At 40.1% G+C, this 23025-nt stretch carries 16 protein-coding genes, 2 rRNA genes and 1 riboswitch (1 of these 19 only partly in view); of the genes, 13 read left to right on the top strand and 5 right to left on the bottom strand.

Annotation, left to right across the window (positions count from 1 at the left end; translation table 11 throughout):
- The 3 genes from AC3ISB_RS01345 to AC3ISB_RS01355 form a co-directional block, all read left to right on the top strand.
- A 23S ribosomal RNA gene (locus tag AC3ISB_RS01345) occupies positions 1-1445 on the top strand (it extends 1488 nt beyond the left edge of the window).
- Between the two features lie 64 nt (positions 1446-1509).
- Positions 1510-1625, top strand: a 5S ribosomal RNA gene (rrf, locus tag AC3ISB_RS01350).
- Positions 1626-1903: 278 nt separating this feature from the next.
- Positions 1904-2743, top strand: a complete 840-nt coding sequence (locus AC3ISB_RS01355; protein WP_480340598.1) for a tyrosine-type recombinase/integrase — start codon at positions 1904-1906, stop codon at positions 2741-2743.
- 260 nt (positions 2744-3003) lie between these two features.
- Here AC3ISB_RS01355 and AC3ISB_RS01360 read toward each other — a convergent pair whose 3' ends face one another.
- The gene (locus AC3ISB_RS01360) at positions 3004-6132 is read right to left on the bottom strand and encodes an efflux RND transporter permease subunit (protein ID WP_480340597.1); all 3129 of its coding nucleotides are present in this window, start codon (positions 6130-6132) and stop codon (positions 3004-3006) included.
- A gap of 189 nt (positions 6133-6321) precedes the next feature.
- On the opposite strand from AC3ISB_RS01360, the gene AC3ISB_RS01365 reads away from it, so the two are divergent.
- The 4 genes from AC3ISB_RS01365 to AC3ISB_RS01380 all read left to right on the top strand — a co-directional run bounded on the left by AC3ISB_RS01365 (position 6322) and on the right by AC3ISB_RS01380 (position 11174).
- The gene (locus AC3ISB_RS01365) at positions 6322-7200 is read left to right on the top strand and encodes a TetR/AcrR family transcriptional regulator (protein WP_480340596.1); all 879 of its coding nucleotides are present in this window, start codon (positions 6322-6324) and stop codon (positions 7198-7200) included.
- Between the two features lie 258 nt (positions 7201-7458).
- A complete protein-coding gene (locus tag AC3ISB_RS01370; protein WP_480340595.1) occupies positions 7459-8121 on the top strand; it encodes a hypothetical protein in 663 nt (220 codons plus the stop codon).
- Between the two features lie 14 nt (positions 8122-8135).
- On the top strand, positions 8136-9398 hold the full coding sequence (locus AC3ISB_RS01375) for an efflux RND transporter periplasmic adaptor subunit (protein ID WP_489275357.1): 1263 nt from the start codon (positions 8136-8138) through the stop codon (positions 9396-9398).
- A gap of 198 nt (positions 9399-9596) precedes the next feature.
- A riboswitch (cyclic di-AMP (ydaO/yuaA leader) is annotated at positions 9597-9743 on the top strand.
- A 171-nt stretch (positions 9744-9914) separates the two neighbouring features.
- Positions 9915-11174: a cation:dicarboxylate symporter family transporter gene (locus AC3ISB_RS01380; RefSeq protein ID WP_098372165.1), complete on the top strand. Its 1260-nt coding sequence runs from the start codon at positions 9915-9917 to the stop codon at positions 11172-11174.
- A 49-nt stretch (positions 11175-11223) separates the two neighbouring features.
- On the opposite strand, the gene AC3ISB_RS01385 is transcribed toward AC3ISB_RS01380, so the two are convergent.
- Positions 11224-11625, bottom strand: a complete 402-nt coding sequence (locus AC3ISB_RS01385; RefSeq protein ID WP_480340599.1) for a methyltransferase domain-containing protein — start codon at positions 11623-11625, stop codon at positions 11224-11226.
- Positions 11622-11822, bottom strand: coding sequence for a hypothetical protein (locus AC3ISB_RS01390; protein WP_480340593.1), 201 nt, complete (start codon positions 11820-11822; stop codon positions 11622-11624). The genes AC3ISB_RS01385 and AC3ISB_RS01390 overlap by 4 nt, the downstream gene beginning before the upstream one ends.
- Before the next feature lie 189 nt (positions 11823-12011).
- Between AC3ISB_RS01390 and AC3ISB_RS01395 the strand changes: the two genes are divergently transcribed.
- The 3 genes from AC3ISB_RS01395 to AC3ISB_RS01405 all read left to right on the top strand — a co-directional run bounded on the left by AC3ISB_RS01395 (position 12012) and on the right by AC3ISB_RS01405 (position 16203).
- Complete coding sequence (locus AC3ISB_RS01395) at positions 12012-12794, top strand: hypothetical protein (RefSeq protein WP_489275360.1); 783 nt, start codon at positions 12012-12014, stop codon at positions 12792-12794.
- A gap of 789 nt (positions 12795-13583) precedes the next feature.
- A complete protein-coding gene (locus tag AC3ISB_RS01400) occupies positions 13584-14666 on the top strand; it encodes a D-alanine--D-alanine ligase (protein WP_480340591.1) in 1083 nt (360 codons plus the stop codon).
- Between the two features lie 157 nt (positions 14667-14823).
- The gene (locus AC3ISB_RS01405) at positions 14824-16203 is read left to right on the top strand and encodes a UDP-N-acetylmuramoyl-tripeptide--D-alanyl-D-alanine ligase (RefSeq protein WP_480340590.1); all 1380 of its coding nucleotides are present in this window, start codon (positions 14824-14826) and stop codon (positions 16201-16203) included.
- 52 nt (positions 16204-16255) lie between these two features.
- On the opposite strand, the gene AC3ISB_RS01410 is transcribed toward AC3ISB_RS01405, so the two are convergent.
- Entirely contained in the window at positions 16256-17407 is a 1152-nt protein-coding gene (locus AC3ISB_RS01410; RefSeq protein WP_141994010.1) for a PP2C family protein-serine/threonine phosphatase, read from the bottom strand.
- 1279 nt (positions 17408-18686) lie between these two features.
- On the opposite strand from AC3ISB_RS01410, the gene cshA reads away from it, so the two are divergent.
- From cshA to AC3ISB_RS01425, 3 genes are all read left to right on the top strand, one after another.
- A complete protein-coding gene (gene cshA / locus AC3ISB_RS01415; RefSeq protein ID WP_181762276.1) occupies positions 18687-20186 on the top strand; it encodes a degradosome RNA helicase CshA in 1500 nt (499 codons plus the stop codon).
- Positions 20187-20404: 218 nt separating this feature from the next.
- Entirely contained in the window at positions 20405-20878 is a 474-nt protein-coding gene (locus tag AC3ISB_RS01420) for a PH domain-containing protein (RefSeq protein ID WP_458344025.1), read from the top strand.
- Positions 20871-22340, top strand: coding sequence for a PH domain-containing protein (locus AC3ISB_RS01425; RefSeq protein ID WP_480340589.1), 1470 nt, complete (start codon positions 20871-20873; stop codon positions 22338-22340). Before AC3ISB_RS01420 ends, AC3ISB_RS01425 begins: the two co-directional genes overlap by 8 nt.
- 21 nt (positions 22341-22361) lie before the next feature.
- Here AC3ISB_RS01425 and AC3ISB_RS01430 read toward each other — a convergent pair whose 3' ends face one another.
- Positions 22362-22952 (bottom strand): rhomboid family intramembrane serine protease, encoded by a 591-nt coding sequence (locus AC3ISB_RS01430; protein ID WP_144553806.1) that lies wholly within the window; start codon positions 22950-22952, stop codon positions 22362-22364.
- Positions 22953-23025: the final 73 nt, after the last annotated feature.

Below are 23025 nucleotides of genomic sequence, written 5' to 3' on the forward strand. Positions count from 1 at the left end.
AGGGTAAGCGCGCTGTTGGATATGCGCGTCCAAGCAGTTAGGCCGGAAACGAGGCAAATCCCGTTTCCATTAAGGCGGAGCTGTGATGGCGAGGGAAATATAGTACCGAAGTTCCTGATTCCACGCTGCCAAGAAAAGCCTCTAGTGAGATGTAAGGTGCCCGTACCGCAAACCGACACAGGTAGGCGAGGAGAGAATCCTAAGGTGTGCGAGAGAACTCTCGTTAAGGAACTCGGCAAAATGACCCCGTAACTTCGGGAGAAGGGGTGCTTTTTAGGGTGAATAGCCCAGAAAAGCCGCAGTGAATAGGCCCAGGCGACTGTTTAGCAAAAACACAGGTCTCTGCGAAGCCGCAAGGCGAAGTATAGGGGCTGACACCTGCCCGGTGCTGGAAGGTTAAGGGGAGAGGTTAGCGCAAGCGAAGCTTTGAACCGAAGCCCCAGTAAACGGCGGCCGTAACTATAACGGTCCTAAGGTAGCGAAATTCCTTGTCGGGTAAGTTCCGACCCGCACGAAAGGTGTAACGATCTGGGCACTGTCTCAACGAGAGACTCGGTGAAATTATAGTACCTGTGAAGATGCAGGTTACCCGCGACAGGACGGAAAGACCCCGTGGAGCTTTACTGCAGCCTGATATTGAATTTTGGTACAGCTTGTACAGGATAGGTAGGAGCCTGAGAAGCCGGAGCGCTAGCTTCGGTGGAGGCGTTGGTGGGATACTACCCTGGCTGTATTGAAATTCTAACCCGCGCCCCTTATCGGGGTGGGAGACAGTGTCAGGTGGGCAGTTTGACTGGGGCGGTCGCCTCCTAAAGAGTAACGGAGGCGCCCAAAGGTTCCCTCAGAATGGTTGGAAATCATTCGTAGAGTGTAAAGGCACAAGGGAGCTTGACTGCGAGACCTACAAGTCGAGCAGGGACGAAAGTCGGGCTTAGTGATCCGGTGGTTCCGCATGGAAGGGCCATCGCTCAACGGATAAAAGCTACCCCGGGGATAACAGGCTTATCTCCCCCAAGAGTCCACATCGACGGGGAGGTTTGGCACCTCGATGTCGGCTCATCGCATCCTGGGGCTGTAGTCGGTCCCAAGGGTTGGGCTGTTCGCCCATTAAAGCGGTACGCGAGCTGGGTTCAGAACGTCGTGAGACAGTTCGGTCCCTATCCGTCGCGGGCGCAGGAAATTTGAGAGGAGCTGTCCTTAGTACGAGAGGACCGGGATGGACGCACCGCTGGTGTACCAGTTGTCTTGCCAAAGGCATAGCTGGGTAGCTACGTGCGGACGGGATAAGTGCTGAAAGCATCTAAGCATGAAGCCCCCCTCAAGATGAGATTTCCCATGGCGCAAGCTAGTAAGATCCCTGAAAGATGATCAGGTTGATAGGTCAGAGGTGGAAGCGTGGCGACATGTGGAGCTGACTGATACTAATAGATCGAGGACTTAACCAACGCTTTAAAAAAAATGAAATACCTTCTTATTATCTAGTTTTGAAGGAACAACGTTCCTTTTATGTTTGGTGGCGATAGCGAAGAGGTCACACCCGTTCCCATTCCGAACACGGCAGTTAAGCTCTTCAGCGCCGATGGTAGTTGGGGGTTTCCCCCTGTGAGAGTAGGACGCCGCCAAGCCATTTAAAAAGATCAGCCATCCGGCTGGTCTTTTTTTGAGGTTGATATTCCTTCAGTATCTTTTTATTTAAACCGGTTAAAAAAGTAGTGACTCAAAAGGACCATAAAGAAAGTAATATTCCGTATAAATGGTAGGACATACTATAAATGCATCTGAATTTCTACAGCTATCTGTATTATCCATATCTGTTTCAGACAAAGGGACAGAATTCTTCGTTTCTGTAGGGATATATGTTAAACTTAACGTAGTTCTGAAACTGTCATTGGGGGAATAGCCGATGGATACCTCTGCTAAAGATGAAATGATTTTTTCGTTTGCTGAATGGTTGAGAGACCAAGGCAAATCAGCTAATACGATCAAAACGTATACTGGTGTCCTTTCACAGTTTTGTGACCAGACACAAAAGATATTGATGGAGATTCATTCTGAAGATGTTCAGGGTTATCTTGATTATTTAGAAAATTGCAAGAAAAGCCCAGGGACAATCGAAAAACACTATATCGCCCTAAATGTCTTCTTTAAATTTTTAGGCAAACCGCAAGTAATGCTTTCTGTGGAACGTAAGGTTAAGGAGCACAAGCTTGAGGTACCTGAAACTTTAAGCGTCAATGAGCAGCAGATCCTGTTAAGGGATATAGAAGCAGAAGGAAATCTAAGGAACATTGCCATCGTCTACCTTTTGTTACATACTGGAATTCGTGTTTCTGAATTATGTGACTTAAATGGCCGTGACGTCATTATGGAAACAGAGCGAAATTATATACTTGTCAGGAACGCAAAAGGTGAAATCGATAGATCTGTTCCCCTTACACTATCGGCTATACAACATGTAAAAAATTATCTTCGTTCTTTAAAAGAAAAAGCGGATCCGTTATTCATCTCAAGCTATAATCAAAGGATCACTCCGAGGTCAGTTCAATATATATTAAAAAAATACAATGTGCATCCACATAAACTGCGACATACCTTTTGCCAAAGGTTAGTTGATAATGGAATAGATATACAAACGATATCAAAGCTTGCCGGTCATAAAGATTTAAACGTAACGAAGCGTTATCTAAAAGACGAATCGCTGGATCTGGCAAATGCGATAGATCAAACTTTCACCAAACACTAAGCTATAGAAATTAAAAGGGAAAGCGGGTTCTTTCCCTTTTTTTGTTTAAATAAAGTTTTAAAACAAACAAATTTCCTTGGAAATGACGAATAGGACGTTTTGTCTTATGAGACGGGGAGTGTTAAAAGAAGAAGGAATATAGTTCGGTCAAAAGGGGCCGGAAGTATGAAGGGCTAATATGTTAAGGGCATATTGATCAATTGTTGAATCAAGAAAGAGGGGATTCCTAATATAAGGAATCCCCTCTTTCTTTTTCTTTGTTACTTAACTGTTTTTTTCTTCTTTTTACCTATTTTCATTATAACTTCATATACTACCGGCACTATTACAAGTGTTAGCAATGTAGAACTCACAAGTCCGCCGATAACGGTAATTCCCAAACCTTGTGATATTAATCCACTGCCTTCCGCACCGATTGCCAGAGGTATTAAAGCGCCGATTGTGGCAAGGGCAGTCATCAGGATTGGACGCAGGCGGGTGGATCCTGCCTCGAGTAAAGCTTCCCTGGTAGATAGCCCGGATTCTTCATTCTTGATAACACGGTCCACTAAGACGATGGCATTGGTTACAACGATACCAATAAGCATTAGGACACCCATCATTGCTGAAACGCTGATGGTCTCACCTGCAACGAATAGCCCTGCCAATGCCCCGATTACCGTAAATGGTAAGGAGAAGAGAATGGCTATAGGTGCTAAACCACCATGGAAAGTAACGACTAGGACAAAGTATACGATAGCAACGGCCGCTAACATAGCGATACCAAGTTGAGTGAATGATTCTTGGATATCTTCCGTCACTCCGCCATAGTCTATAGAGACGCTTGCGGGAAGGTCTAATTTATCAACTTCCTTTTGTACCTCAGCTGTTACTGCTGCCACATCATCCGTTTTGATTGTTGCAGACACGTCGGCATAGATTTTTCCATCGCGGCGGCTGATTGTATCGGAAGCTTTGCCTTCTTCGATTTTCACAAGCTCTTTCAATGGGATTTCCATCCCCATTGGAGAAGAAATTTTCGTATTCTCAAGATCTTTTTTGTCTTCAAAAGTCGTTTCTTCTGTCTCGACATATACTTTGACTTCTTCTCCATCTTTCTTAATCGTAGTTATAGCATCATCTTTATTCGTATTGGCAATGGACATACCAATTTGTGCAGCTGTCAGTCCAAGGTCGCTTAGCTTTTCCTGGTCTGCAACTAGCGTATATTGCTCATAAGCATCGGAAAGACTTGTATCAACATCTTTTAAATCTTTATTTTTCTTCATGATATTTTGAATATCATCAATTACCGGTTCAATGTCTTTTTGTGTATTTCCGTAAACAAATAGAGTGGTTTCGTTGCTTGATGTTGACGTGAATTCTTGTTGTTTCCAAGTTCCAGGTGAATCAAGTTCAGTTAAATCCTTTATGACGGTTTCTTTTTTGTCCCCGAAATTTTCGGTGTCTTTATCATAGAGTACATAGAAGAGAGCCGAGTTACTCGAGCCGCCCATCATGCCGCCCATCATGCTTTCACCAAGTGTGTATTGAACGGTCTCCACATCGTCTTTATCCATGAAGTATTTTTCTACTTTTTCTGTTTGTTTTACAATATCCTCTTTTAACTCTCCAGGTGCGGGAGTGTAAGTGACGATGATCGTTTTTTCTTCATCTGCAGGCATGAAGCTGACACCGATGCTTGGGATTAGGAATAAGCTGCCGACCAATAATACAATAGCTGTACCGAAAGTGATCAACTTATGGTTTAACGACCAATCCAATGCTCTTCGGTAGAATGAAGATAGTTTGCTTGGTTTTTCTTCATGTGATTTTAATTCTTTTTTAGATAGTCCCTTTTTAAATAAAGAGTCTGCCATTGCCGGAACAAGTGTGATGGCAATTATTAATGAAGCGACTAATGCAAACACCATTGTTAAGGCGAATGGCATGAATAGTTCCCCGACAGGTCCTGTAACGCTTGCTAAAGGCAGGTATACGGCTACAGTAACGATTGTCGATGAAAGGATAGGGATGAACATTTCCTTAGTGGCCGACCGTATTAATTCGCCGCCTTTTAATTGTTCGCCTTTTAAAGCCATTCTTCTATAAATATTTTCAATGACGACAATGGAGTCATCGACGACTCGGCCAATTGCAACGGTCATGGCCCCCAGTGTCATGACATTCAATGAAATATCCATTTGTTTAAGCACCAAAAGGGCTGCTAACAGGGATAATGGAATCGAAATGACGGAAATGAGAGTCGTTTTAAAGTTCCTAAGGAACAGCATGATAACAATGACGGCAAACAGACAGCCGAAGAGTGCCTTGCTGATCATGGTTTCAACAGAATCTTTAATCGGTTGGGCTTGATCAAGCGTAGTGTGTACACTTACGCCTTTAAATTCTTCTTTGAAGTTCGAAACTTCCTCTTTTACGTCGTCTACGATTGCAACTGTATCGGCATCAGGCGATCTTGTAACCTGAATCCCAATCGATTCGCTACCGTTTGTTCTTGAAATCGATTCAGCCTTACCGGTGATTTTAACATCGGCAATGTCTGATAATTTGACGTTTTGCAGTTGGGCAGGACCAGTTGCCATTTCAGGAGATAATTGATTGGTTTCCGGTCCGGTTTGTGCTGGCGTACCTGTTTGAGAGCCGCCGGTTAAAGGTATCTTTATATTTTTCAGGTCTTTTAATGTGGAGATGTTTCCATCCACAACGATCGTTTTTTCTTTATCATCAAAGTTATATATCCCAAGAGGCATGTTGACATTTGCAGCCTGGATAACCTTCTTTACGGTATCTTCATCGAGCCCGTATTGAGCCATTTTTTCCTCGTCGAATACTAGGCTGCCTTCATTTACTTGTTGTCCGGAAATTGATACGGATGTCACGCCGTCAATTCCTTCAAGTTTAGGCACTAACACCTCTTCAACGTTTTTTGTAAGAGCTGGTAAATCAGAACCCTTATCTGTTACACTGAGTGCGACGACAGGAAAAGCGTTTAATTCTAATTTTGATACGCTTGGGTCATCCACTCCCTCAGGAAGTTGTAATTTCTCTAAAGCTTCTTTCACTTGTTTTACAGCGTCGTCCATATCCGTATCATAATCATATTGTAATTGGACGGAAGAGGCATTAGCCATGGAAGATGAACTGACTAATTCGACTCCTGGCAAATTTGTTACTTTCTGCTCAATCTGGTCTGTGAGCTTATCTGCTACTTCTTCAGGTGCAGCTCCAGGATATACAGTGGAGATGCTTATTAAAGGAGTCGAGATGCTAGGAATGGTTTCTTGTTTCATGTTTAAACCGGAGTATAAACCAGCTGCAACGATGATGATCGTAAGCAACCAGATTGCCAATTTATTCTTTAATGAAAATTTAATTATTGAATTCAAGCTTGTACCCTCCATACATAAAATTGTGACTACTCGGTCACAAATTCAAATATATAGTATATGGATTATGATTGCAACAGATAATATTCAGTAGTGTTAACGTTGTTATTTCAAGGGTTTCGGGATACAATTCGGAAGAAGTGACCCATTGGTCACCAACGGACAATTTTAAGAGATAGGATGAATTTGATGAAAGAAAAAAATAAGATGATCATAGATAAGTCTGTAGAGCTTTTCGCGGAGAAAGGCTATCATGCCACTTCCGTTCAGGAAATAGCTGAAAAATGTGGAATAGCAAAGGGGTCTTTTTATAATCATTTTAAATCGAAGGAAGAATTACTGGTCTCCATTTTTAAATTTTATTATGAAGCGTTGACGGATTCATTGCTTGATCTTGAACTGGATGCTTCATTGTCCAGTAAAGACAAATTCATGAGGCAGATCACCGTTCACATTGAGCATATGACTGGAAACACCAACTTGATTCAAATGATGATGCAGGAACAAATGGTTCATATCAGCAAAGAACTAGATAGATTTTTACATTATATCCATGAAGAGGGCTTGATTTGGTTCAAGCGTAAAATCATTGAGTTATACCCGGGACTTTCTGCTGATCTTTTGCCGGATTGCACCATAATTTTGGATTCCCTTTTCAAAGGATATATCGGAATATTGATCAGGAAACAAAATGCTTTCGATGTGGAATTGTTACCTAGCTTCATATTGAACCGGATGGATTCAATCATCGCAAGCCTGCAGAACATGGAAGATCCATTATTGAAACAATTTCCCTTACCAGGATGCTCGATGCGGGATATGAGCCCAAAAGAGGAAATCCATTCGATCATCGTCAGGATGCTGGAAGTGGAAACACGTAAGGAAGAGGGAATGGAACCAAATAAGAATACGGAAGCTTTAAAGGCGATCCAGGAAGAGTTTTCAAAAGTTAGGCCAAGTCCCATCATCTTGGAAAGCCTTTTGTTATTTTTGGAAAAAAATGAAAAAAGAAGTCCGTTGAGTTCAAAGTTTATCTTAATGATGAAGGATTATTTGTTGAATATATGAAGGCATTACTGAAAGGGGCGTATAGCCTCTTTTTTCATTTGTTAATGAGTTTTAAAAGCGGGGGTTTAGGAAAAGTACTAGTGATGGGAAGAAGACATTCTTTCAATTGTCAGCATTAACACCAAATTAGTGTGGGGATTAAATTTGAAGGGAAGGGCTTATGTGTTTTTTTTGTATATTCATCCCTTATTTCTGCAATTGTTTCCAAAATAAGATAAAATATATGATGAAATATCATTTTTTGCAGGAGGACCACATATGGTGTACCAGGTCAGATTGTTAAAGGGCATTTTAGAGCCTTATCGGAGTAGTTATCAGCTGCAAAATGCAGAGGCAGTCACAAAGCTTGGATTGAAATTACTATTTTTATATTTTCTTAGTCTTATAGTATTCGCCATTGGGGGATATTTTGGCATTGGTTCAGAATCATTTTCCAAAGAAATCACGACGATGAGTGCCAATGAATTCGAAGCAGCAAAGTTGCTGATTTTGAGCGGCAATATAATAACAGGCATACTCGACCCTTCCATATACATATTTTTAGCAGCTCTATTCTTTTGGATCGTTACTGATATCCCATATATAAAATTGGTCATCGTTCAAATGATTCTTTTTGGTTTGCAGTTAGTGGAAAAAATATTACTGATTCCTCTATTCGTTTTAATGGATATAGGCAGCGATGCCAATCCTTTTTCATTGGGGATCATCAGTCAGTATTTTCTCAGAAGTGATTATTTCATTCACTTTTTCAGCGAAATCACCATTTTTCAATTTCTTATTATTGCTCTGCAATATTTTTATTTAAAGGAATTTTCAGAACGAAATAATTATTTGGTCCTTTTAATGATTGTTCTATTCTATCTGGCCACATGGTTTGTTAAAGCCTTTTTAGCATACATCCAAGTAGGCGTATTTGTATAAGGCGGGTGAAAAGAATGAGCGGAAAATGGAAAATAGCAGCGGTCTCGATCGCGTCGATAGTGTTAATAACCGTTAACATATACCTTCTTGAAAAAAAAGAAAGCAAAGTGGAACGAACTGTTTTCGTTGAAAACTGGACAAAGGTAAAAAAAGATACAATTACGGATACTATTCAAACAAATGGGGTAATTAAACCTGTAGAAGAGTATGATATCTATTTCGATACCAAGAAAAATGATTTTAAGAAATTCCTTGTAAAAGAAGGCGATGCGATTACGGCTGGCTCCTCGTTGTTTGAGTATACGACGACCGAACTTGATGCGCTAAAAGCGGATTTAGAAGCGGAGAAAACGGCAGCTGAGGGAGAAATTGCAGCGATTGAAGAATACATAGGCAAGTTGAGGTCTTATCAAGGGACCCTGACCAGTGATTCTGGAAAAGCGGACATTGATGAATCGGTGGAAAAAAACTTGAGTATTGATTTAACAACAAGCTCGACGGATCTTATTAAAAGTAACATTGAGCAAGAAATGTACAAGCAGGAACTGGAAAAAAACAGTTTGAATGAAAAAGTGAAAATGCTTGACGCTAAATTAAGTTCAATTGAGGATCAGTCCAATGCGATCGTGACGACGAGCGAGGGTGATGGTGTAGTTAAAAATATTAATAAAAACCTGAATAATCCCATCATATCCATTGTTTCTATAAATATGGCAATTGAAGGGTATTTCACCGAAGAGGAAATGAAAAAGGCTGAAGTGGGCATGACTATAAAAGCAAGTTCCTCTGATTCAAAAAAGACATTGAAAGGAACGATAGGCCGTATCCATTCCTATCCAGCTGAAGAGCCGTCGTTAAAAAAAGATAACAGATTTCCATTTCAGGCTTTAATCGAACCGGAAGGCGAAGAAACGGAACCTTTGTTGGTGGGATCCAAAGTGGATCTTACAGTAATAACCAATGAGAAAGCCGGTGTACCCTCCGTTCCTATAGAGGCGGTACATTACCAAAAACAGCCTTATATTTACAAATTGACTAAAAAAGGATATGTGGATAAACATTACATTACAAAAGGGCTTAAAGCAGAAGGAAAGCAAGAAATCATAAAGGGACCGTCGGTAGGTGACGTCATCCTGTTGAAGCCGGATGTGGCAGTGAAGAACCATTCTAATTTTATTACTCCGATTCAATTTGAAAAAGTGAAAGTTGCAACTTATAAAAAATTCACCTCTAGGGAAAAAGTAAGATATCTGTTACTTGGCATTTTGGAAAAATAACTGTTCCTTCAACAAGAGAGGTGATGTCAAATTATTTAGTAATTATATCAATATAACTTGTGTGATTAAAAAATGGGAAGAGTAATTATAGATAAAATAGCTATTAATACAGAATATTCAGACATATTTAAAGATTTTTTCTAGAACGGATGCGAATAAATATTTACAGATTATCATTTTTAGTATAATATTTTATTATAAGTTAACTCGCTTAATCTTATTCCAAGAACGGGGGACCCATTTTTGTGGATTTTATCCGCTAGGGGTGAATTCAGAAATGAAAGGGCTTTGTGTTTCCAATTCCTAACCCGACAGCTAACCTCGTCAGCGTCTTTAAGGGAACATGTGTGAATATTCACGCCAATAAGAAATCGACACATGAAGTGTCTTTTTTTTCGGCGTAAAGACAGAGTTTTTCAAAAAAGAAAAATTACTTTCTTTTATTAGTATCTTGTTTCCCTTACCGAGACAAAAATGTTTTTGCATCAAAGACTTTATGGAAGGTGAGGAAAGTAAATGAAGAAATTCAAATTAAGTTTAGCTAGCCAAATTTTCATTGGTTTAATTTTAGGGATTATCGTTGGTGCCATTTTTTATGGTAGTGAGGCGGCCCAAAACTTTTTACAGCCATTCGGAGACATTTTCCTACGAATGATTAAAATGATTGTAGTACCAATCATTGTGTCAAGTCTTATCGTTGCAGTTGCAGGTGTAGGCGATTTAAAATCAGTAGGTAAACTTGGAGCTAAATCAATATCATACTTTGTTGTAGTAACTATGATAGCGATTGCTGTTGGTTTAATTTCAGCGAATATCATCCAGCCTGGTGTTGGTGTAAATATGGACAAGCTAGAACAAACTGATATTTCTACCTATGTTGATACAGCAGAAACTAAGCAACATGAATCGTTCGTAGATACAATCGTAAACATTGTGCCATCCAATCCAGTTAAAGCCATGGTAGAAGGCGATATGCTAGCGATCATTTTCTTCTCCGTGTTGTTTGGACTTAGTATTGCGGCCATCGGTGAAAAGGGTAAACCAGTATTCCGTTTCTTCCAAGGTGTAGCTGAAGGAATGTTCTACCTAACTAACATGGTCATGAAATTCGCTCCTATCGGTGTATTTGCACTAATCGGTGTGACGATCTCCAAGTTCGGTTTGGAATCTTTAATTCCGCTAGGAAAGTTAGCGCTTTCTGTATACGGAACAATGATTTTCTTTGTAATAGTCATTCTTGGTCTTATTGCGAAATTTGTCGGATTCAATATCTTTACTTTGATTAAACTTCTAAAAGAAGAATTGATTCTTGCTTTCTCTACTGCAAGTTCAGAAGCGGTTCTTCCGAAAATCATGGAAAAAATGGAGAAAGCGGGATGTCCGAAACATATTGCTACATTTGTTATTCCGACTGGATACTCCTTTAACCTTGATGGTTCTACATTATACCAAGCATTAGCAGCTATCTTCATCGCTCAAATGTACGGAATCGATTTAAGCGCGTATGAGCAAATTACGCTAATGCTAGTGTTAATGATCACGTCCAAAGGGATTGCCGGTGTACCGGGTGTATCTTTCGTAGTTCTTTTAGCGACATTGGGAACTGTCGGTATTCCTATTGAAGGTCTAGCATTTATTGCCGGTATCGACCGTATTCTTGATATGGGACGTACAGTAGTAAACGTTATCGGTAATTCACTTGCAGCAATCGTCATCTCTAAATGGGAAGGTCAATTCAACCCTCCTTCCAAAAAAGAATTAGAGCAAGTTTCTTAATATAAAAAATCCAGAGTGAAATGTCACTCTGGATTTTTTTTTTTTTGAATTAAAAATGCGCTTTCTCTTCCGATTGACGATCCAGAAGCGTCTTTCCGGATATCAAAATATACCCAAGCTCATAAAGTCTTGCATTTTGTATACCTCCACACCGAATCATTTCCTCTTGTTCCCAGAAGTTCAGATGATTTTCGTTTTTATCACGGTCGTGTGTTGTGAAAATGAAGGGTCCTTCAGGTTTTAAAATACGGTTGATTTCTTTTAAAGCCAATGTGCGGTTTTTTTGCTGGGGCATTAAACCATTAAAAGCGAAGATTGCTTTTTCGAATGATGAGTCGTTGAAAAGGGAGGTTCGTTGCATCGCCAAGGATAAAGGGTATGTCCCCGTTATATTCATGGCTATTTTTTCGGCTTCACTAAGCATGTCAGGAGATAGATTGTTTCCCGTTATATTATGGAATCCTTTTTTATATAGTGCGAAGGTGGTTCTTCCTGTACCGCATCCATATCAAGGATTGCATTATCCTGATATAAACGTTTTTCGAATGCATATTTCTCTGATTGCCATAGACCTAATCTTTTAGTTGCATCAGGGGAAGCGTTCCCGTGAAAAGAATAAATGATAAAAGCTTTTTTAACTTTATCCATGATCAATTCCTCAAATTCGATATTTTTTACTGTAATAGGGATGTTTATTTGGGTTAATATGGATTTTGTGTTTCGCATTATTTACACGATGCTGATGATGATTAATATTGAGGGCTATATAACTTACGTGAAAACCCAAAAGTTTGATAAAATAACATTATTGATTGAAAGCTCGGAGGGGGTCAGGTTATGAAGAATGATAGCAATGATATCTTATATATGTATATGCAGGCTTCCGAACGGTTTGTCCTTTTTAATGGACTCAATTTTCGTGAATTCGTCTATTCGCTGCCATATACCTTGGATTCCATCTTATTATTGAAACATCAATTCGATGGTGGGGAATACAATTTGAATGTCCTGCTTGAGAGCGCTTCATCTGAGGATATTGCGAAGCTCGTTAAAGAAAATGTTCGGGCATATGGAGATTTCTGTTGGGTCGATTTTGAAGAGGCGGAAGGACTGGATGAATTGGATGGAAGGGAATTAGCGGAACTTTTATATTTAGGACACGCTAAAACCCATCTGAGTCCCCCGTTTTTCCGTAAATTGAATAATCAATTTGTGTACCTTGCCCAGGATGATGGCTGGTTCAATAAAATTTATTTTCGTTCTCTTTCGACATATTATATGATGTTAGGAAGCCTGATTCCGCTAAAGCTGGAGCCATTAAAAGTAGAGAGGACATGGCTTGGAATCAGAAAGAAAAAAGAGCTGACGGCGATTCCAGCAGAAATCATTTCTTCCTTGGCTCATATTCTGGCAGAGGGGCTCGCTTTTTCCTTTCGGGATGTTAAGTATACAAGAATGAAAATTGAGATACCTGCATGGATCGTAGGGGATTATTTAAATATGGATGAGATGCATGATGACTTTTCGGATAGAGATATTAATGAACCCGATGCCTTTATTATCTTCAATCGAAAAGAAAAGGTATGGGAAAGCGTTATTAAAAATACATCATCCTCCTGATGATCCTAACTTCTGAGGTTCGTGGATTGGATTATTTGACATCCTCGAATTTTTTAGGGTAAGACTTACCATCTCATGCATAAAAGATAAGAGAGGGCGACCCACAGGACGTGGCGGTTTTATCCTGTGTTCCGCTTATAGTAATCATTGGTAAAGCTCGAATGATGGAAGTTTCGCTTTACCCCGCATTAACAGGCTGTAGGTCAGGCGGATAGATGATGTAACAAAAAAGAAATGTGGAGTTTGCTTTATCCCGCATTAACAGGCTGTAAGGGAAGCGGATGGCAAATGTAATGAAAAAGAAATGTGGTGGGCCAACAAGCCTGTAAATGCCCGATTGCGACGCACAGGATGTGCTAGCACAGGTGTTGCCACAGGACGTGGCGGTTTTAACCTGTGCTCCGCTTATAGTAATCATTGGTAAAGCTCGAATGATGGAAGTTTCGCTTTACCCCGCATTAACAGGCTGTAGGTCAGGCGGATAGATGATGTAACAAAAAAGAAATGTGGAGGTCTAACAGCCTGTAAATGCCCGATTGGCTCAACTAACCATCATTGGTAAAGCACCAATGATGGAAGTTTCGCTTTACCCCGCATTAACAGGCTGTAGGTCAGGCGGATAGATGATGTAACAAAAAAGAAATGTGGAGGTCTAACAGCCTGTAAATGCCCGATTGGCTCAACTAACCATCATTGGTAAAGCTCGAATGATGGAAGTTTCGCTTTATCCGTTTTAGTGTAAAGTGATACAATGAACATGGTTAAAAGAATATTGGAGGGTAATAACTCATGAAAACTAAACTTGGTTTGCTTTATGGTGGAAAATCTGCGGAGCATGAGGTTTCTATGCAGACGGCTTTAGCGGTCATTAAAGCTCTCGATTTAGCAAAGTTTGATATATATCCGATTTACATAACAAAAGAGGGTTCATGGATTAATGGACCAAAGTTAACAGGACCTGCTGAGAATGTGGAGGCTTTGACATTTTCACCGGATAAATCGAGCTCGCCTCTTGCCTTGCAGGCACATTCAACTGATGAAAATAGTGAATCAACAGGGTATGACGTAATTTTCCCATTGCTTCACGGACCAAATGGAGAAGATGGGACCGTACAAGGGATGCTGGAACTATTGAACCTTCCTTATGTAGGAAATGGCGTTTTAGCTTCATCAGCAGGAATGGATAAGGTCATCATGAAAAACATTTTTGCCCAGGCGGGACTTCCGCAAGTGAAATACACTTGGTTCATTCGTTCCGAATGGGAGAAGAATACTGAAAGTGCCATTAAAAAGGTAGCGGATGAATTGGGGTACCCTTGTTTTGTCAAACCTGCCAATTTAGGCTCAAGTGTCGGTATCAGCAAATGTAATGATGCTGATGAACTGGAAAAAGCGGTAGCGGAAGCTTTTCAATTCGATCGGAAGATCATCATTGAAGAAGGGGTCGTTGCTCGTGAACTAGAGTTTGGTATTCTCGGTAATGATGAACCGTCATGTTCAGTGGCAGGCGAAATCATTCCTAAGCAGGATTTTGCCTTCTATGATTATTCAGCAAAATATGTAGACGGTAATTCAGCGATGGTCATTCCAGCGGAGATATCGGAAAGCGAGTATGCAACTTTATCCGAAATGGCCATTACTGCCTTTAAGTCATTGGATTGCTCTGGATTGGTTCGCGCTGATTTCTTCTTAACTCATGAGGGGCAAATCTATATTAATGAAGTGAATACAATGCCTGGGTTTACTCCTTTCAGCATGTTTCCGTTATTGTGGAAGCACACAGGTGTCGACTATCCAGCGCTAATTGAAAAACTCGTGAAACTTGCCTTGGAACGTCATCAGGAAAAACAACAAATCAAATATACAGTTTGATCATGCAAGTAATGTAGCAGTAACTTCACAATCCATCAAACGTTGATTTGATGGATTCCAATCAGCAGGAACCGGTGCAATTTAAACTGGTTTCTGCTTCGTTTGGTTATTGGAAGTAGAGAGCGATTAATGGTTCGATGAATGTAGGAGGAACAAAATGATAAAGAGAACGTTAAAACAAGTACATGAAATGACAGAGGGATTAAATGATATCAGTCCATTCCAGTCCAAAGGAATTAATGGGGTTACCATCGATTCAAGAACGGTTAAGGAAGGATGTTTGTTCATTCCGCTTAAGGGTGGGCAGGTTGACGGCCATCAGTATGTCAAGCAAGCTTTAGCGCAAGGAGCTGCTGCTTCTTTTTGGCAAAGGGATGTTCCGAATCCTCCTAATGATTTACCGATAATCATTGTCGAAAATACCGAGAAAGCGCTTCAGCAATTGGCGCGTTCTTACCGTCAGCAGTTGAATATAAGAGTCATTGGGATAACAGGAAGCAACGGTAAGACGACAACGAAAGATATGACGGCTGCGTTGCTGGCCACTACCTATAAAGTCCATAAGACCATTGGAAACTTCAATAATCATTTAGGGTTACCACTAACGGTGCTTTCTATGGAAGAGGATACTGAAGCGGCTGTTTTGGAAATGGGAATGAGCAGCCGCGGTGAAATTGAGTTCTTATCAAAAATGGCAAAGCCTGATGTAGCGATCATTACCAATATCGGTGAATCACACTTATTGGATTTAGGATCACGCGAGGAAATCGCGAATGCAAAGTTGGAGATTGTCGAAGGTTTGGCGAAAGATGGGACGCTGATATATCATGGTGATGAACCATTGCTTCGCAATCGCATAAAGGATTTCCCTGATTTAAACGTAATATCTTTTGGACGTACGGAACAAAATGATTTATATCCACAGACCATAAGCCAAGGGGCAGACAGTACCGCGTTTACAATCGCAAGTGGTGAAAAGGAGATCAATTATGAGATACCCGTATTAGGCAATCATAATGTTCTTAATGCATTGGCTGCCATCTTGGTTGCAAAAGAATTCAATGTGGATGATTCATCGATCCGTAAAGGTCTGTCAACCATTCAGTTAACTAATATGAGGATGGAATTGGTCGAAGGCGCAAAAGGGCAGAAAATCATCAATGATGCGTATAATGCCAGTCCAACTTCAGTTAAGGCAGCAGTGGAGTTGGTTGAGGGATTATCTGGATTCGAGAAAAAGATCCTTGTATTGGGAGACATGTTGGAGTTAGGGCCACAGGAAAAAGACTTTCATTTGAAAATTGGTGAATTGATTTCCAATGAGCGGATTGATAAGATCTTCACGTTTGGTCCTTTAGCCGAGTTTATTGCCAAGGGAGCGAGTAAGTCTTTTTCATCGGAGCAGGTTCGTCCTTTTCAAGATAAGCAGGAGCTTATAGAGGAACTTAAGTCTTCTACACAGGGAAATGACATCATTCTCGTTAAAGCATCCAGGGGCATGAAGCTGGAGGAAGTCGTTCAAGCCCTACAAAAATAAAAAGCGTAGAAAGTTGGCCGTTTCTTTTTGAAACGGCCTTTTTTCATCGTACCTAAAAAAGTGTCCCTGCAATAATGCAGATGTCATCGTTAATCACTGAATGCCTCATCCTTGAGACCAAAAGTTCCTGAAGAAGGTCATTTGTATCGAGATGGACATTTTCAATGAATTCCCTCTCGATATTGTCAGACCGGTCAAAGGCGGAAGAAATGGGCGTTTTAGAGAGTCCATCTGTATAGATGATGAAACGGCTTCCCGGTTCATAATGAAAGACTATTTTTTTAATGGGCAATTCGGGAATCAGTCCGCTTGGGGTGGCCCCTTCGTTTAAATTGAGAATTTGGTTGGTGCATGGGGAATACAAAAAGGCTGAAGGAAGTCCGTAGTTCACATATTCGATGAGTCGATCCTTTGTATTCACATATGCTATGAAAGCTGTAATGCGAGCATGGTTTTTGTTTTCCCGATTAATTCCTTGAAATAGGCCCCGCATATGTTTGTCCAGTTCCTCTGTTATGAAAATGGGGTCTTTTACACGTTTGATTAGGTCGGGCATCATAGTCCGTATGGACATGTTTATAAGTGCTGTATGGATGCCCTTTCCGAATACATCGATCATTATGAAGCCGTATATCCTGTCATCAACCTCCGTCCAGTAAAATAAATCCCCTGACAGTTCACTCGAAGGCTGGGAAAGACCTTTGACCTCTATATCTTCATTATTGATCGACAAAGGTAAATTTGAAAGTTGAATGCCCTTTGCAATTCGCAGGCTCCTTGCTGATTTTTGGTGTATCTTTTCAAGCTCTTGCCCCTTCATTTTTGCCGAAAACAGTTGCATGCTGATGTTTTTGAGTGATTTTAATTTAATCCTGACTTCTACTGAATCGGCAGGGACCGCCATGGTTTCATAAAAGGTCTTTTCTGGTAAAGCCGAGGGTGTCTCCATTCCTAAAGCGCGTTTGTAAATGAATAAGATAGGGATTTCGTGAGATTCAGCTAAGGCAAACAAAGAAGTTTGCTGCCAAGAATCTTTTGATATGTGTAAAGGTAAAATAAATAATGATTTCATTAAGTCCGTTGAATCCTTGAATAGATGACTTTGATTGAGTGGATCCTCCAAAAAGGTGACATTCTTGTTCATTTTCTTTAAGATTCGACCAAAATCCTTACATAAAGGAACATCTATTGTGAATATATTCATATAACCCCCCGTTGTTTTGTTGATAGGTCAATCATACTGCATTTAGACTTATTTACTATATTTTTTGAGTGAAAAGTTGGAATTTTCGAAAATCAAATGATTCCATATACCTGGAAATTCAAAATGGATTCTTAATAAGCCCTTTCTTTTTCCAACGGGGGTAACCGTGGATGGTGGCCATTCATTCGAACTAATCCTTCCTGAAAAAGTTTTGTTGAAACTATTTGATTTAAACACATATCATGTATAGATGTTCGTTTTGCAAAGCATTTAAATGGATACTGTAAGTGGTTGGAATCGTCTCATCCTAAAATAGGACTAGGTTACTGAAATCCTCATAACTGGATTTCTGAAACCGACTGGAACGTTCTTTAAAGGGAAAAACCATAGGCGAACTCGCTTTCTTCCGAATTTGTCTGCAGTCTTAAATCCACTTACGCATGAATGGATTTAGTAACTAAGGTAATCCTAGTGATGAATAAATCAGGCTGCACAATTATCAGGTGGGACTATCCAATTTCTCATTTTTGAAACGATCTAAAGTTTTTAGTAACTCTGAATGGGGCGATATCCTTTATTGCATTAACAGTTTGAAAATGGTAATATGAGTATGAGTTTAAATGTCTTATCATTGATGATTATTTAAATTAATCAGGTTGAGGCAACAAAATTGTATGTTCTTACATGTTTCATGAGTTCATTCTTGAGATTATTTTAGATTAAATAGGCCGCGCGTCTGGTCATATATAAAAGCTGCATCTCTTGGCGGCTTTAGTAGCTATTAGGGAATCAAGCTGCATTTAAGCGCTTTTCCACTTCTGCAAATCCTCAACGCACCGGGCCTGTTTTGTATAAGAATCTTGGCTCTCGTCAAGTTTTGTTCATACAGCCTTTTTAAGTCTGATGAATAATAGGTGCAGCAGCCCTCACCTGAATAAAACGGTGAAACACCCGTTTATGCTACTTTTAATTTTCCATATTGAATTTAATTTTGGTTACATGTACTTTTAAAAAGATGAGCGTATGTAAATGATAAGTCTACACGTGCGCGAAGTTAAAAATGCCGGTGAATGTCCGTACTGGTATATTTCCTTTTTAAAAAATCATATTGAGTTCATTTGAACTAAAAGGCAGACATACTTTTAGGTGATAATGATAAACTTTTTATAAGAGATAAAGAAGAACATCCGTCATGATGATGAGGATTTGAACTAAAACATCTGTGCATGATCCATGAATGCACGTGTAAATTTACGATATAAAAAGGAGTACGAAAACATTGACATTGTTTAGCGAATTAGGATTAGATAGAACGTCCATGAAATCAATAGAAAAAATGGGATTTGAAGAAGCGAGCCCGATTCAATCCCAAACGATACCTCTAGCACTTGAAGGTAAAGATATCATTGGTCAAGCGCAAACGGGAACAGGTAAAACAGCGGCATTCGGTATTCCATTGATGGAAAACATCGATATTAATAACGAAAACGTGCAAGGGATTGTCATTGCACCTACACGTGAGCTTGCGATTCAAGTTTCCGAGGAACTTTTCAAGCTTGGTTACGGAAAACGCGCTCGTGTACTTGCAGTTTATGGTGGACAAGACATCGACCGTCAAATCCGTGCTTTAAAGAAAAAACCACATATTATCGTTGGTACGCCTGGTCGTCTTTTAGACCATATCAAACGTAAAAATATTAAATTAGGCGGAGTTCACACTGTAGTTCTTGATGAAGCGGATGAAATGCTTAACATGGGATTCATTGAGGATATCGAATTGATCCTTTCAACTGTTCCTGACGAAAGGCAAACATTGCTTTTCTCAGCTACAATGCCTGATCCAATCCGTAAAATTGCTGAAAGATTCATGCAGGAACCCGTTCTTGTACGTGTAAAAGCAAAAGAAATGACAGTGGATCGTATCGAACAATATTACTTGGAGTTAAAAGAAAGTGAAAAATTCGATACACTTGCACGCCTTTTCGATATTCAAACACCGGATCTTGCCATCGTCTTCGGACGTACGAAACGCCGTGTCGATGAATTGGCATCTGCATTGAATATCCGCGGTTATATGGCTGAAGGCATTCATGGTGACCTTAGTCAGGCAAAACGCCTTTCTGTATTGAAAAAGTTTAAAGACGGCAGCATCGATGTACTCGTTGCTACTGATGTGGCTGCACGTGGACTTGATATTTCCGGCGTTACTCACGTATACAACTTTGATATCCCTCAAGATCCGGAAAGCTACGTTCACCGTATTGGACGTACAGGACGTGCGGGTAAACATGGTATTGCCATTACGTTTGTAACACCAAGAGAAAGAGGCCAACTGCATGCAGTTGAACATACAACGAAAAAACGTATGGAGAAACTTAAGACTCCTACGTTAACTGAAGCGTTGGAAGGTCAACAAAAAGCAGTAACGGAAAAAATCCTTAATACAATCGAGAATGAGGATTTAACTTTATACCTTGGTCAAGCGGAAGAATTATTACAAAAACATAGTGCAGCGGATTTAGTTGCAGCTATGCTTAAATCAATGACAAAAGAACCGGATCAAACGCCTATCAAGTTAACGGAAGAATCTCCATCTCCAATGCGTCGCAATCGCGGAGGAAGCAGTTCTTCTAGTAACAGACAACGCAATGGCCGCAGTTCTTCAGGCAGAAAAGATTACGGTAGCGGATCAAGTAAACGCCCAAGCACGAACCGTAAATCGAATGGATACGGAAACCGCAGCACGAGCCAAAAAAGAGAAAAAACAAATAAGATTTAATTGAATTGGAAATGCCGCTCATTTGAGCGGCATTTTTTTATGTGCATCTCCACACTTCAGCTGGTATCCGAATGGTTGGCGGTTTTTGGCTGGACTGTTTAAAGCCTTTGTTTGAAAAGGGGTTAATTTCCAGCAATTAATTATAGTATAATGGATGAAAGCGAAGGATGGATGATGAAGATTGTTTTAAAATTACCTGTCCAGAAGAGGAGAAGCACATGGAACCTGAAAATCGTATATCTAATAAGGCCTTGACCGTATGGAAAATCAGTGGGCTTATAAGCTGTTCAATAACTTGGATTATAAGCATCGCCGTACTCGTGCTTACAATCATTTTTGATTGGACATATTGGGTGTTTGGAGCGTTGATCTTAATTTCGATTATCCAATCCTATCTGGCCATCTTTCTGATTCCATCGGTGAAATGGAAGAGATGGCGTTACGAAGTGAGAAATACCGAAATTGATATCCAAAGTGGTATTTTCGTCATTAAAAGAACACTCATACCCATGATTAGGGTTCAGCATGTTGAAACGAAGCAAGGGCCATTATTAAGAAAATACGATTTAGCCTCCGTTGAAATTTCCACTGCAGCGACCCTTCATGTCATCCCTGCCCTGGACCTAGCTGAGGCAGATGAATTGCGGCACTATATTTCCAGGATGGCAAGTGTGGAGGAAGAAGATGTTTGAACCTAAAAGGCTGCACCCCATAGCTGTATTGCTTAACATTATAAAATCGATTAAGGAGTTAGTCATCCCTTTTTTGTTAGTGGTCGTCATTCCTGGGAAGAATGAAGGAATTCCTGGATGGATACAACCGCTGGTCATAGCCATTATTATACTTTTTATTATAGGTAATGCATTCCTTCAATGGTTACGCTTTACATATCGCGTGGAAGAGGGAGAATTCAGAATTGAGTCCGGGGTATTCGTAAGGAAGAAACGGTATATAAAGTTTGATCGGATTCATAGCATAGATATTTCAGAGGGCATCATCCAGCGGATATTCAGCCTGGTGAAGTTGAATATCGAAACGGCAGGCGGGTCTCAGGCTGATGCCGTATTATCAGCCATAAGCAAAAGTGATGCAGATCGAATCAATGCTTTTATTAGTGAGGAAAAAAATGCGAATAATCCTTTTGATATAGATAAAGATGAAGTAGCGGATAATGAATATGCAGCAAAATCGTCTTCTGTTTTTAAGCAGACGCTGCCGCAACTATTCGTTATGGCTGCCACTTCGGGAGCGGTAGGTGTCTTCCTATCTGGAGCAATCGCATTTATTTCACAGTTCGATGAAATGATACCTTTTGAGAGGATATTTAAGGATTATGAAGATTTTATTGAAATGGGGACCATCATTCTGACCTTGTTTGCCCTAGTTGCTTTATTGGTGGTTTATGTACTGGCTACATTAAGCATGGTAATTAAATATGCTTCCTTTACCGTGATAAAAACGGATGAGGAAATCGTTATTTCCAGAGGGCTTCTCGAGAAAAGACAGCTGACAATCCCTATCCATAAAATACAAGGTATTCGGATCATGGAGAATTTGATTCGAAAGCCATTGGGATTGGCGACGGTTTATGTTGAGTATGCGGGAGGCAGTGTGGAAGATAAAGAAAGTCTATCGATCATGCTGTTCCCTTTAATCAGGAAGAAGCATTTACATGAAAAAATCCTGGAAATTTTACCGGTTTATGAAACAACCACTGAGATGACACCGATACCTAAGCGTGCACTTTCCCGGTATTTGTTACGTAAGTTTCTATACCTCATCCCGATCATAGGTGCCTTGGTATGGTTTTTCAGACCTTGGGGTTATCTTTCCCTTTTGCTTGTACCGTTGGCGATTTTTTGGGCTTACATGCAATATAGGGATGCAGGATGGAGCATAGAAGGGAATTTGTTGCTATTGAGCAGCCGTTTTTTCTCAAAGCAAACATTAATCATGCAGAGAAGCAGAATTCAATCAATCACATATAAAAAAAGTTGGTTTCAGAATCGAAAAGAATTAGCTACGATTTCAGCATCGATTAAATCAGGAATCACTTCCAGGGTCGGCGTGGTTGCTGATGTGGAAGAAAAGGATTGCCTAATAATTAAATCATGGTATTTACCTAAAAAAAGCAGTCGACTCCCAATGATTTAAAGGAAGAGTCGGCTGTTTGTCCTACCATTTTTTTCTTAAGTATAATGGAGCTGTTAAAAAGCCGGTTGCCAGTCCAGCCAAATGACCGACAACGTTGATCTGCGGTTGAATGAAAGTCATGATAACGGCAATTCCGGTCAGTGTATATACTGTATTTCTTTCGTTGTTCGTAAAATTGGTTTTATTGAACAGGACAAGATATAGAAAGAATCCGAGTAAACCAAAAATTGCTCCGCTAGCACCTACGTGGTTATATGTCAGTGGGTTAATTAGGAAGGTTGCGATATTGGCAAGGAGCCCTGTTGATAAAAAGAAGATTGAAAACTTGACGGTGCCAAGTAATTTCTCTAGGAATGGACCAAAGATGGCAAGGGAGAATCCATTAAACAGTAAATGTGTAAACGTGCTATGTAGAAAGATGGGGGTGATTAAACGCCACCATTGTCCATCAGCGATGTATAAGTTAACACCTGTGCCATAATAAAAGAGTACATTGCCGGGAAATGTGGGGAAAAGGACGAGAACGAATACAATCATCATAATGAGTATGAGCACAGTTACAGCTCGATATGAATTTGCGTATTCGCGAAAGCCTTCTGTTCTTGTAAACATAAATTCCTCCTTATTATCGTTTTTAATTAGATACAATATTATCATTTTCAGGTAAAAGAGTCCTCCTAATGAT

It is taken from the genome of Peribacillus sp. GL_122, assembly GCF_057835005.1.

What these genes read in the sequence shown, in the direction of transcription:
- AC3ISB_RS01355 (WP_480340598.1), top strand. Translation starts at nt 1,904, where the DNA reads ATGGATACCTCTGCTAAAGATGAAATGATTTTTTCGTTTGCTGAATGG.
- AC3ISB_RS01365 (WP_480340596.1), top strand. Translation starts at nt 6,322, where the DNA reads ATGAAAGAAAAAAATAAGATGATCATAGATAAGTCTGTAGAGCTTTTC.
- AC3ISB_RS01370 (WP_480340595.1), top strand. Translation starts at nt 7,459, where the DNA reads ATGGTGTACCAGGTCAGATTGTTAAAGGGCATTTTAGAGCCTTATCGG.
- AC3ISB_RS01375 (WP_489275357.1), top strand. Translation starts at nt 8,136, where the DNA reads ATGAGCGGAAAATGGAAAATAGCAGCGGTCTCGATCGCGTCGATAGTG.
- AC3ISB_RS01380 (WP_098372165.1), top strand. Translation starts at nt 9,915, where the DNA reads ATGAAGAAATTCAAATTAAGTTTAGCTAGCCAAATTTTCATTGGTTTA.
- AC3ISB_RS01390 (WP_480340593.1), bottom strand. Translation starts at nt 11,822, where the DNA reads ATGGATAAAGTTAAAAAAGCTTTTATCATTTATTCTTTTCACGGGAAC.
- AC3ISB_RS01395 (WP_489275360.1), top strand. Translation starts at nt 12,012, where the DNA reads ATGAAGAATGATAGCAATGATATCTTATATATGTATATGCAGGCTTCC.
- AC3ISB_RS01400 (WP_480340591.1), top strand. Translation starts at nt 13,584, where the DNA reads ATGAAAACTAAACTTGGTTTGCTTTATGGTGGAAAATCTGCGGAGCAT.
- AC3ISB_RS01405 (WP_480340590.1), top strand. Translation starts at nt 14,824, where the DNA reads ATGATAAAGAGAACGTTAAAACAAGTACATGAAATGACAGAGGGATTA.
- AC3ISB_RS01410 (WP_141994010.1), bottom strand. Translation starts at nt 17,407, where the DNA reads ATGAATATATTCACAATAGATGTTCCTTTATGTAAGGATTTTGGTCGA.
- AC3ISB_RS01420 (WP_458344025.1), top strand. Translation starts at nt 20,405, where the DNA reads ATGGAACCTGAAAATCGTATATCTAATAAGGCCTTGACCGTATGGAAA.
- AC3ISB_RS01425 (WP_480340589.1), top strand. Translation starts at nt 20,871, where the DNA reads ATGTTTGAACCTAAAAGGCTGCACCCCATAGCTGTATTGCTTAACATT.
- AC3ISB_RS01430 (WP_144553806.1), bottom strand. Translation starts at nt 22,952, where the DNA reads ATGTTTACAAGAACAGAAGGCTTTCGCGAATACGCAAATTCATATCGA.